Raw genomic sequence first — 10,873 nt, forward strand, 5'->3', positions numbered from 1 at the left:
CGATCCGGGTGGTGGAGGCTTTTGTCAGGCAGTTCGACCTAGCGACACCGGGGTTCGATGGGGTGACCCCAGCTTCAACCGGGTGACTGTCCTACTACCTCCCGGTGCTGTTGAAACACTACATCTGTTACCTCAACCGCATCTGGTCCAGCCGACGTCTGGAGGATGAATATCTCCGCAACCTGCCAACTGCTACCACTATCGGTGAAGGCGGGACGGACTATCTATAATGAGTCGATTGTCGCTCGTTACCACAGGCAGCGAACGGCCAAAAGCAGTCGCTCAATGGTGTCTATCAAGCCGGGGCGATTCAAGCCGATGGCTACCCTTCACTTTGCATTTCGGCAAAGCGAACGATTCAATGATTAGAGTTATGGCTGTTTGTCATGCGGTAACCGAATCCGCCTGTATTTCAGAATCAGCAGCTTAATTAGGCAATAGGATGCTGAGAGCAAAAACCCTGTTTCGACATACCAGTGCCACGGACGATGGAGGGTCGGAGTCTGGTTGAGTTCTAGAGAGTGTGCCACCGCCAAGTGGATGACAGACAATACCAGTCCGCCGCCGATGGTGGCGATTACAGCTCTTTGATAGCTGTCTACGTACCAGAGGCAGAACACGAGGATGGCGATACTCTCAGGAGAAAGCGAAGCACCGATCAACACCGCAAGCGGTACCAGAAAAAAGCCTGTGGTCAACACGAAATAACCGATCGCCGCCACCAATAATGAGTAAAACAGCGCCTTGAACATCATGTTGTCCGCCGTTACTTTGGGGCGACGCAAACGCCGCGAATACCATATTTGGTAAGATAGGCCCCTTTAAGGGTTTCGCACACTTGGCGCTCATACTCCAGTGTCCCTCGTTCATGCACCACCATGACGCGACTGTTAGAAAACCCAAAAATATAGTGACGTGCACTGAAGCCTTTCATCAAGTCCTCAAAAGCTGTACCGAGGGGGGCGCGAGTGTCGCAGGCCACCAAATCATGCTGGGCGGTGAATCCGCTTTTTTCCGCGGAATCCTGAAACTCCCGCACGTTTTGTTGCGCTTGGGCTATGCAGGACTCTCGGTCATGGTAAATGCCACCCAAAGAGAACATGTGCATTCCATCACTTCGTGTCATTTGAACGATGGCGTACAACTCCTCGCCTCCAAATGCCAGCGCCGCGAACATGAACGACACCATTCCCATTACATGTGTCAACCCAAGGACCTTTCTCATTTGGTCAGAAACCTCGACTAGGGTTTCCAGAGAATAATAGATCCTCCTGGGTCGATAATGATTTTGTATCACCCCCTGATTCTATAGCCGTTGCGACACGCAGCTTAGGTCGGTTTCTGCTTATCGTGGAAGGCAGAATTCGTCCAGAAGCGGACATTCTGATAGTATTTTTTGCAAATCTGTCCAGTTGCTCTGGAGTATTGATGAATAGCGGACCTGAATACCTGACGGGCAAGGACCCTGCTGGGCCTTGCTGCAACTCTGTCATCCATCTGCACAGTTAGGATATTCCTTCGTTCGGACGTTGGAGAATAGGCCTCGTTTTTGAGAGGCTAGCCACGCTGAATGTGCTATCGAGAGCTGGTTGTATGCAGGGTACAAAGATTCCATTCGGTAAACGTGATGGCATGCTTTTCCGGGCCTTTGAGGTTGAGAATGGCCTTGCTTGTGGCTGTATTTGTCCGGGTTGTCACAAACCGCTGAATGCTGCGAATGGTGGTCAGAAAGTCATCCCGCATTTTCGCCACGGCCATTCTGAAAACTGTGTTAGCGGGTTCAAAGATGGTGTGCGACGGGCGGCTGTAGCTCTAATCGCTGCACAGCGACGCCTTACTCTTCCGGCTTTCCGTCATCAGATCAGCGCCATGGCTGACTCAGGGCGCATCCTGTCTCGCGAAGTAAGTGTCCCGGAAACGTCAGCTACAGCTGATACGGTCGAACGATTTGTGGACCTTGGCGACGTCATAGCTCACGCGGTTCTTACCACCGGCAACCGTCAGTTGCTTGTACGAATCAAAGTCTTCTCCCGAGCAGAAAACAAACGGTACGAGCGGCTCTCTAATATTGAGGCCTCCTCAGTTGAGATTGATCTCAGCGGGCTTAGTTTGGGCCAGATCAACGATCCATTAACATTTGAACGAGCCGTTCTGTCCGACGCTAGCACTAGGTCATGGATTCGATCGCTTCGGGGAGAAATGCGAATCAAGCGTGCTGAAGCTGAACTTGCGACCGAAGTTGTTCACTGCAACGACCAATGGGAACTTGAACAGACTCCCCTGCGGGTGATCAAGGAAGCGAAGCGAGTTGAGCAAGAAGCGAGGGTGGCCGAACATGCCACTGCATTGGCAGCGCATAGGCAGACCCAATTGGAGACTGCTGAGGCTCAGCGTACTGCGGGGATCCTTGTGAAGGATGAGCTTCCCGCTCTCAAGCGGCGAGAGGAATTGATCGTTAATCAGACGCTCCGAGCAGTCCGAGAGTGGGGTGGCAAGGCTGAAGAGTGCTCCTCCTGCTGGCTACTTAGTCCACCAGGGAGTCAGTTCTGTCTCTTCTGCACTAGTGAAGCAAACACAAGCTCAATTCAGTTGCCGAAAGATATTGCAACCACCATCCACAATCGAATGCGTAGCTCGGCAAAGCCTGATCAATCGTTACAGAAAGCGCCGACTCTGCTCGTTCATCCCGATCCCTTCACTTGAATCTCATTTTGCAACTAAATCACTCCCGCTACAGGTAACAAACGGCCAAATCCAATCGATGCTGACCGTCAGGTATGGGTCGGTTTCAGCCCTTCGCGACAGGCAGCGATCAGCCAGAAGCGGACGTTCCCCTCAGGGCGTCTCATCGATTGCGCTGATGATTACTATCGAAAGGCCCGCCTGTTTGGTTGCCGAAACTGACTCATATAATCGCCTCCGATTTCTCCCCGCCTTCCCCGCCTGTATTCAGGCGACATTCCCCTTGGAACCCAGCACCATGCCAAGCGCCAGCCAGGCCGATCACGGCCTACTCGAACATAATCAACAAAGTGTCAAACAGCAGTGGCTGGCGATTCTCTCGGTCGCCGTGGGTGCCTTCGCCTTGGTCACCAGCGAGTTTCTCCCAGTGGGCGTACTCAACGATGTCGCCAGCGACCTCGGTATCAGTGCAGGACACGCCGGTCTGATGGTGACCCTGCCCGGCATAGCGGCTGCCCTCGCCGCCCCCTTGCTGTCTCTGGGTATTGGTGCCTCGGACCGTCGCTATCTGCTTATCGGCCTGACGCTACTGATGGTCATCGCCAACTTGGTCGTGGCCTACGCCAGCGACTTCAGCCTGCTGCTGTTCGGTCGCGTACTACTGGGCATCAGTATCGGCGGTTTCTGGGCGACTGCCATTGCCCTCAGCGGTCGCTTGGCCCCCAAGGGAGTTGGCGTAGCCCAGGCTACCTCGATCATCATGGTCGGTGTGACCTTGGCCACCGTATTGGGCGTGCCCGTAGGTACTTGGCTGAGTGGGCTGATGGGCTGGCGCATGACCTTCCTTGTAACCGCGCTGTTGGGTGTACCGGTGCTACTGGCGCAGATCTTCCTGCTACCGCGGCTCAACCCGGACAAGGCAATTCGCATCAGTGACCTCCCGGCCTTGTTTATCAATCCACAAGCTCGGGTTGGGTTGATCGCTGTGTTGCTGATTGGCCTGGCGCACTTTGCCGCGTACACCTACGTCGCCCCCTTCTTCAAACAAAGTGCTGGCTTCGATGGGCCGACTATTGGCTCACTGCTGCTGCTCTATGGCGTGACAGGGGTAATGGGTAATATTTTCGCCGGTTTCGCGGCCAACCGTAGCGTGCGGCACACCCTGTTGTTGGTCGCATTGATGATCGGCAGCAGCACCGCCCTGTTCCCCCACTTCGCCACCAGCATGACCGGCGCAGCGATGCTGATCGCGCTCTGGGGCTTTGCCTTCGGCGCCTTCCCGGCCTGCGCCAGTATCTGGATGTTTGTCGTGGCGCCCAAGGATGTCGAACGTGGCATGCCACTATTTGTCGCCTTGTTCCAGGTAATTATTGCGTTGGGCTCGTTCTTCGGCGGGCAGATCGTCGACCAACTGGGCAGCTCGGTGCTGTTGAGTTTAGCGACGGCCTTGGTAGGCTGCGGTTTTGTTACGGTACTTGTGTTGGGGCGTAACGTCAGTAATAGCCTGGCGGCCCAACCCTGCTAGCCAGCTTTCGGCTGTTGATTCAACCGGTCGATGCAACGGCCACCTGTGAGGGGCCTACAACGGGTCGTTTGCCGCCCTGATGTGAAGCGCCCCTCACTGAGACTCCTCCCCCGTCACGCTCAATGATTGCAGCCAATCGACAAACGCCCTCAGGTGGACGGGTTTGTCGGCATCGAGCGGAACCAATGCATGGTACGTTGAGCCGGGTGAGCGCAAAGCGGGAAAAGGTTTCTGCAACCGCCCGGCCGCACACTCGGCCTCAAGTGTCGGGAAAGGGCCTATTGCGAAACCAAGCCCATCCACTGCGGCCTGCAAGGTCACAAAAAAATGGTCGAACCGCAGCGCTCGATTCGCGCGAAGCATGGGCTGGTTGGCTGCCTCCAGCCAGGCCTCCCAGTCACCTGGCCGGGTTTCGGTGGTTAACCACGTCTCGGCGGCCAGTTGCTCGATCGTCTGAATACCGGTTCGGGCAATCAGGGACGGGCTCGCGATGATCGTATTCGACTCCCGAAACAGGTGTATTGCCTGAAATTGGCCACCGTGAGGTCCGCCCCGACGTATCGCAATGTCGAAGCTTCCCGTGAACTCTGGTTGCGTCGAAAGCACGGTCGAAACGCGGACATCCACTCCAGGGCAGATTTCGGCAAATAACGGCAATCGAGGGATCAGCCAGCGCATCGCGACTGTGGCGGAGGCGCTGACGCGAATGACTTTTAGTTGCTGGTTCTTGCCATAGCGCTCGGCGGCGTCTGCGATGTGATCGAACGCGGCACTGATTTCCCGGGCGAGCGCGCGGGCATGAGGGGACGCCACCCTGCTCTGTCCGTCACGCACGAACAGCGGCTGACCGAGCCAGTCCTCCAGGGCCGCGATTTGCCGGCTCACAGCGCCATGAGTCAGGTTCAACTCCCGAGCCGCAGCCGAATAACTGCCGGCACGGGCGGCCACTTCAAAGATGCGTAACGCATGCAGCGGTGGAAGTCTTTGCCTCATATGTGAGTCCTGCGCACAGTTACCGCGACTTTAATTCGATTGTGTGAGGTGAACACCCAGCATACGGTGAATTGCAGCCTTCAGAAACTGCTCACCCAAAAGTCCTGCTGGTGCACCACCCACATTCGAGCGCTCGCCGCGCGCTCAAGAACCGAAGAGAAGGCTTGTCCATGACCCGACTGATCAACGTGAATTCACGCGCCTATCGCCTGTCCTCGGCACCGACGATTGTTATCTGTGTCGACGGCTGTGAACAGGAATACATCAACCAGGCAATTCAAGCCGGACAGGCACCGTTCCTCGCCGAACTGACGGGCTTCGGCACGGTATTGACGGGCGACTGCGTGGTGCCGTCGTTCACCAATCCGAACAACCTGTCGATCGTTACCGGCGCACCGCCCTCCGTTCACGGTATTTGCGGCAACTACTTTTTTGATCAGGACATGCAGGAGGAGGTCTTGATGAACGACGCCAAGTACCTTCGCGCGCCGACCATTCTTGCCGAAATGGCCAGGGCGGGTCAGCTTGTTGCAGTGGTAACCGCAAAGGACAAACTTCGCAACTTGCTGGGGCATCAACTGAAAGGCATCTGCTTTTCGGCTGAAAAAGCCGATCAGGTAAACCTCGAGGAACACGGTGTCGAGAACATCGTGGCACGCGTCGGGATGCCTGTGCCTTCCGTGTACAGTGCGGAGCTTTCGGAGTTCGTGTTCGCTGCCGGGCTCTCTTTGCTGACGAACGAGCGCCCCGACTTCATGTACCTGACCACGACCGACTACATACAGCACAAGCACGCGCCGGGCACCCCCCAAGCCAATGCATTCTACGCAATGATGGACAGCTACTTGCGTCGTTATCACGAGGCCGGCGCGATCGTGGCGATCACGGCGGATCACGGCATGAACGCCAAGACCGACGCGGCGGGCCGCCCCAACATCCTGTTCCTGCAAGACCTGCTGGACACCCGCTACGGCGCACAACGGGCGAGCGTCCTGCTGCCTATTACCGACCCCTACGTGGTACATCACGGTGCGCTGGGCTCTTACGCAACCGTGTATTTGCACGATGCCGTTGCGCAGCGCGACGTCATGGAGTTCCTGGCCGGCATCGCGGGTGTCGAGGCCGTGCTGACGCGTACACAAGCCAGCCAGCGGTTCGAACTGCCAGAAGACCGCATTGGCGATCTGGTGGTACTCGGCGACCGCCTGACGGTGCTGGGAACGGCTGCCGACAAACACGACTTGTCAGGTCTGACCGTGCCCTTGCGTTCCCACGGTGGCGTATCTGAACAAAAAGTACCCCTGATGTTCAACCGCAAGTTGGTCGGCATGGACAACCCGGGGCGCCTGCGCAATTTCGACATTATCGATATCGCACTCAACCATCTGGCCTGATCCGGAAACGCCTTGGCGCAGCGACAGACTGCGCCCCCCTCGCTTGCCACCTCGGGCAATCGCCTGCCCTCAGGCCTCCAACCCGAACGGGTCGTCTACGGAATGGCTCGGCTGGGTAAACCAGCGCGGGCCGGTGGCGGTCATGTAGAAATGATCCTCCAGGCGAATGCCGAACTCGCCCGGCACACAAATCATCGGCTCATTGGAGAAGCACATGCCTTCGGCCAGCGGCGTCTGGTCACCACGTACCAGGTAGGGCCCTTCATGAATGTCCAGGCCGATGCCGTGTCCGGTGCGGTGCGGCAGGCCGGGCAACTGGTAGTCCGGGCCGAGACCGGCGGCTTCCAGGTTAAGCCGCGCGGCGGCATCCACCCCCTGGCAGGGTTCGCCCAGGCGCGCGGCGTCGAAGGCCGCCTGCTGGGCGGTCTTTTCCAGGTTCCACAGGGCGCGCTGGCGGTCGCTCGGGGTGCCGAACACGTAACTGCGAGTGATATCCGACTGGTAGCCGTGGAGCAGGCAGCCCGTGTCGATCAGCACCATGTCGCCGTCCTTGAGCACCTGGGCGTGCTTCACCCCATGGGGGAAGGCGCTGGCCTCGCCGAACAGCACGATGCAGAAGGTCGAACCCGGCGCGCCCACCTTGCGGTGCGCCTCGCGGATGAACTCGACCACCTCGGTGGTGCTGATGCCTGCGCGCAGGATGCTGGCGGCAGCCTTGTGCACTTCCAGGGTCATGTCTTTGGCGCGCTGCATCAGCGCCAACTCTGTAGCGGACTTGTGATAGCGACACGGGTTGATCACGCAAGAAGCGTCTACGAAGTCGAAGCCCGATTCGAGGCGGCGGATGGCGTCGAACATGAAGAACGCCAGGGACGGGCACAGGCCCACCACTGCGTCGGCGGCGATGCCCATTCCAGCGAGCATGTCGAGCAGCAGGCGGTAGGGACTCTCGTGCTCTTGCCAACCATGGATAACCCCCTCCACCTCGCGGAAGTCGCGGATGGTGCCCTCTTCGAAGGCCGGGGCGATATAGGCCAGCGGGCCGTTGGCGGGCAGCACGGCGCCGACCATGCGCTCGCTCGGGCTCCACTTCACCCCGGTGAAGTAGTACAGGTTACTGCCAGCGTTCAGGTAGAGGGCGGCGATGCCCTGCTCTCGCATCAGGCCCTGGGCCTTGGCAATGCGTGACTGGTATTCGTCGAGGCCGATGGGCTGCATGCCCGCGGTCATCTTCGCCAGGCCGGCCAGCGCCTGTTCCGGAGTTTTGCCACCTACACCCACTGTCATCTCGTTCTCCCGGATTATGTTGCAGTGCGCGAAATTTAAGCCTGACTTAAATACGCGTCAAGGCGTATTTTCAGTGCCACTTAAGTCCAATCAAGCGAAAAGCCTTTTCGGCAATGCGCTGCCAGATATACTGGCGCCTTTCAGAACACGAGCCACGCCAATGACCGCAGAACAGATCGGGGAACGGTTGCGCCGCTACCGCCGCGCCGCCAACAAGACCCTGAACCAAGTCGCCACTGAAACAGGCCTCACAGCCAGCTTCCTGTCCCAGGCGGAGCGTAACCTCACTGGCGTGTCCATCTCCTCGCTGGCGAGAATCGCAAAAGCCCTGGGCATTCCGCTCAACACCCTGTTCGACCAGCCCACCCAGCCCCAGCCCGACTCCCACCCGGGCCAGCGCGTGCGGTACTCCATCGGCAGCCAGCCACTGGTCTACGAGCGCCTGTCCAGCAACTTCCCCGGCAACCCGATCAACGCGATGAAGATGACCATGGCGGTGGGCTACCAGTCCGAACTCATCTCCCACGAAGGCGCAGAGTTTACCTATGTGCTCTGCGGGCAAATCGTCTACACCATTGAAGGCCACACCTACCCGCTCGGCCCGGGGGGATCGGTGCATTTCGACTCTACCAAGCCCCATTCCATCGCCAACGCTGGCGACGATGTTGCCGAAGTGCTGGTCGTCACCACCATGGGGGGCCTGCTCGACGACCACCCCACGGCCTGACCGGTCGCAAGCAAAATGTAAGCAGCACTGAATTTAAGTTGTATTTAAATTCAGAATCACTTAAGTTTTTCCTCGGCCGGTGGCGGCGCGAGCATCCCTCTCTCCCCTTCCGCGCTACCGCCCCAGCCAGCACGTCGGCCTTCGGCTCCCTGTCGCCAATGACGGGCAGCCTACAGCCCGTAAAGCCGCAGGGTCAGGTGCGTCTTCCCAGCAATGAACGACCTGATCTGCCGCCCTCAAAATAACAACAATGAGGTTCGCATGCGCAAAAAAACCACGTTCAAGACAATGCTCGCCGCCGGCCTGATCCTCGGCTCCGGCCTCACCCACGCCGCCAGTAACCTGGTGTTCTGCTCCGAAGGCAGCCCAGCTGGCTTCGACCCGGGCCAATACACCACGGGGACCGACTTCGACGCCTCAGCCGAAACCGTATTCAACCGTCTCTCACAGTTCGAACGTGGCGGCACCAAGGTCATCCCGGGGCTGGCAACCAGCTGGGACGTTTCTCCCGATGGCCTGACCTACACCTTCCATCTGCGGGAGGGGGTCAAGTTCCACACCACCGACTACTTCAAGCCGACCCGCGACTTCAACGCCGACGACGTGCTGTTCACCTTCAACCGCATGCTCGACAAGGACATGCCGTTCCGCAAGGCCTACCCCACCGAATTCCCCTATTTCACCGACATGGGGATGAACGAAAAAATCACCCAGGTCGAAAAAGTCGACGACCATACCGTCAAGTTCACCCTCAAGGGTGTCGACGCAGCCTTCATCCAGAACCTGGCCATGAGCTTCGCCTCGATCCAGTCGGCCGAATACGCCGACCAGTTGCTCAAGGAAGGCAAGGCCCAGGACATCAACCAAAAGCCGATCGGCACTGGCCCGTTCGTGTTCAGCAAGTACCAGAAAGACGCGCAGATTCGCTACAAGGGCAACAAGGACTACTGGAAGCCTGAAGACGTGAAGATCGACAATCTGATCTTCGCCATCACCACCGACGCCTCGGTGCGCATGCAAAAGCTGAAAAAGAACGAATGTCAGGTCACCTCCTTCCCACGCCCGGCCGATATCAAGCCGCTGCAGGAAGACCAGAACATCAAGATGCCCAGCCAACCGGGCTTCAACCTTGGCTATATCGCCTACAACTTCACCCGCAAGCCGTTCGACAAGCTCGAAGTACGCCAGGCGCTGGACATGGCGGTCAACAAGAAAGCCATCATCGATGCCGTCTACCAGGGCGCCGGCCAGTTGGCCGTCAACGGCCTGCCGCCAACCCAGTGGTCCTACGACGAGACCATCAAGGACGCCGGCTACAACCCGCAGAAGGCCAAGGAGTTGCTGAAGGCTGCAGGCGTGAAGGAAGGCACGCAAATCACCCTCTGGGCCATGCCGGTGCAACGCCCCTACAATCCCAACGCCAAGCTGATGGCGCAAATGCTCCAGGCCGACTGGGCCAAAATCGGCATCAAGGCCAACATCGTCAGCTATGAATGGGGCGAGTACATCAAGCGCGCCCACGCCGGCGAGCACGACGCCATGCTGATCGGCTTCACGGGCGACAACGGCGACCCGGACAACTGGATGGGCACCCTCTACAGCTGTAACGCGGTCAACGGCAACAACTTCTCCAAGTGGTGCGATGCTGGCTACGACAAACTGGTGATGGCCGCCGAGGCCACCGCCGATGTGGAACAGCGCACCGCGCTGTACAAGCAAGCGCAGCATGTCCTCAAAGCGCAGGTGCCGATGACCCCGGTCGCCCACTCCACGGTCTACCAGCCGATGCGCACCAGTGTGCAGGACTTCCAGATCAGCCCCTTCGGACTCAGCAGCTTCTACGGCGTCTACAACAAACAGTGAGCGACAGGGGCCGGCCAACCGGCCCCCTTCGCTTTCCTCGAACCGGCGCCAGACCGGCGAGGACTGTCTCATCTGCTGCAACGAAAAAAATCAAGCGCCCCACCGGGGAAACGTCGAGCCGCAGCCTACCCATGCAGCCTGAACTACCGGGAACGGCCAGCACGATGTCCGGCACTACAAAAAAGATAAGGAGTGAGTCGCCCAAATGCTGAGTTTTATTACCCGCCGACTGGGGTTACTGATCCCCACGTTCTTCGGCATCACCTTGCTGACCTTCGCGTTGATTCGCATGATCCCTGGCGACCCCGTGGAAGTCATGATGGGCGAACGCAGAGTCGACCCTGAAATGCACGCTCAGGCAATGGAACGCCTTGGTCTGAACAAACCCCTGTATGCCCAGTA

9 protein-coding genes and 1 pseudogene are annotated in these 10,873 nt (G+C 58.4%); 6 read left to right on the plus strand and 4 right to left on the minus strand.

Features of this window, described 5'->3' with window-relative positions:
• Positions 1–371: 371 nt before the first annotated feature.
• Positions 372–755: a hypothetical protein gene (locus HFK74_RS31555; RefSeq protein ID WP_180206946.1), complete on the minus strand. Its 384-nt coding sequence runs from the start codon at positions 753–755 to the stop codon at positions 372–374.
• 11 nt (positions 756–766) lie between these two features.
• On the minus strand, positions 767–1,177 hold the full coding sequence (locus tag HFK74_RS31560) for a hypothetical protein (protein WP_180206947.1): 411 nt from the start codon (positions 1,175–1,177) through the stop codon (positions 767–769).
• A gap of 416 nt (positions 1,178–1,593) precedes the next feature.
• Here HFK74_RS31560 and HFK74_RS31565 point away from each other — a divergent pair, with 416 nt between their 5' ends.
• Complete coding sequence (locus HFK74_RS31565; protein ID WP_180206948.1) at positions 1,594–2,703, plus strand: hypothetical protein; 1,110 nt, start codon at positions 1,594–1,596, stop codon at positions 2,701–2,703.
• Positions 2,704–2,980: 277 nt separating this feature from the next.
• On the plus strand, positions 2,981–4,207 hold the full coding sequence (locus HFK74_RS31570; RefSeq protein ID WP_180206949.1) for an MFS transporter: 1,227 nt from the start codon (positions 2,981–2,983) through the stop codon (positions 4,205–4,207).
• Between the two features lie 93 nt (positions 4,208–4,300).
• On the opposite strand, the gene HFK74_RS31575 is transcribed toward HFK74_RS31570, so the two are convergent.
• Positions 4,301–5,200, minus strand: coding sequence for a LysR substrate-binding domain-containing protein (locus tag HFK74_RS31575; RefSeq protein ID WP_180206950.1), 900 nt, complete (start codon positions 5,198–5,200; stop codon positions 4,301–4,303).
• 170 nt (positions 5,201–5,370) lie between these two features.
• On the opposite strand from HFK74_RS31575, the gene phnA reads away from it, so the two are divergent.
• A complete protein-coding gene (phnA, locus tag HFK74_RS31580) occupies positions 5,371–6,594 on the plus strand; it encodes a phosphonoacetate hydrolase (RefSeq protein ID WP_180206951.1) in 1,224 nt (407 codons plus the stop codon).
• A 69-nt stretch (positions 6,595–6,663) separates the two neighbouring features.
• Here the strand turns inward: phnA and HFK74_RS31585 are convergent, their stop codons facing one another.
• Positions 6,664–7,881 carry a Xaa-Pro peptidase family protein gene (locus tag HFK74_RS31585; protein ID WP_180206952.1) on the minus strand — a complete coding sequence of 406 codons (1,218 nt, stop codon included), beginning with the start codon at positions 7,879–7,881 and terminating at the stop codon, positions 6,664–6,666.
• A gap of 160 nt (positions 7,882–8,041) precedes the next feature.
• Between HFK74_RS31585 and HFK74_RS31590 the strand changes: the two genes are divergently transcribed.
• The 3 genes and pseudogenes from HFK74_RS31590 to HFK74_RS31600 form a co-directional block, all read left to right on the plus strand.
• A complete protein-coding gene (locus tag HFK74_RS31590) occupies positions 8,042–8,608 on the plus strand; it encodes a cupin domain-containing protein (RefSeq protein ID WP_180206953.1) in 567 nt (188 codons plus the stop codon).
• Between the two features lie 288 nt (positions 8,609–8,896).
• On the plus strand, positions 8,897–10,471 hold the full coding sequence (locus HFK74_RS31595) for an ABC transporter substrate-binding protein (protein WP_257230490.1): 1,575 nt from the start codon (positions 8,897–8,899) through the stop codon (positions 10,469–10,471).
• Positions 10,472–10,676: 205 nt separating this feature from the next.
• A pseudogene (locus HFK74_RS31600) lies at positions 10,677–10,873 on the plus strand (peptide ABC transporter permease); the annotation flags it as partial.

The sequence above is a fragment of the Pseudomonas sp. SbOxS1 genome (assembly GCF_013416725.1).
In the GTDB taxonomy this organism is placed as follows: Bacteria; Pseudomonadota; Gammaproteobacteria; order Pseudomonadales; family Pseudomonadaceae; genus Aquipseudomonas.

Excerpts from the sequence above, each read along its gene's own strand:
- HFK74_RS31555 (WP_180206946.1), bottom strand. The coding sequence starts at position 755 with ATGATGTTCAAGGCGCTGTTTTACTCATTATTGGTGGCGGCGATCGGT.
- HFK74_RS31560 (WP_180206947.1), bottom strand. The coding sequence starts at position 1,177 with ATGTTCGCGGCGCTGGCATTTGGAGGCGAGGAGTTGTACGCCATCGTT.
- HFK74_RS31565 (WP_180206948.1), top strand. The coding sequence starts at position 1,594 with ATGCAGGGTACAAAGATTCCATTCGGTAAACGTGATGGCATGCTTTTC.
- HFK74_RS31570 (WP_180206949.1), top strand. The coding sequence starts at position 2,981 with ATGCCAAGCGCCAGCCAGGCCGATCACGGCCTACTCGAACATAATCAA.
- HFK74_RS31575 (WP_180206950.1), bottom strand. The coding sequence starts at position 5,200 with ATGAGGCAAAGACTTCCACCGCTGCATGCGTTACGCATCTTTGAAGTG.
- phnA (WP_180206951.1), top strand. The coding sequence starts at position 5,371 with ATGACCCGACTGATCAACGTGAATTCACGCGCCTATCGCCTGTCCTCG.
- HFK74_RS31585 (WP_180206952.1), bottom strand. The coding sequence starts at position 7,881 with ATGACAGTGGGTGTAGGTGGCAAAACTCCGGAACAGGCGCTGGCCGGC.
- HFK74_RS31590 (WP_180206953.1), top strand. The coding sequence starts at position 8,042 with ATGACCGCAGAACAGATCGGGGAACGGTTGCGCCGCTACCGCCGCGCC.
- HFK74_RS31595 (WP_257230490.1), top strand. The coding sequence starts at position 8,897 with ATGCTCGCCGCCGGCCTGATCCTCGGCTCCGGCCTCACCCACGCCGCC.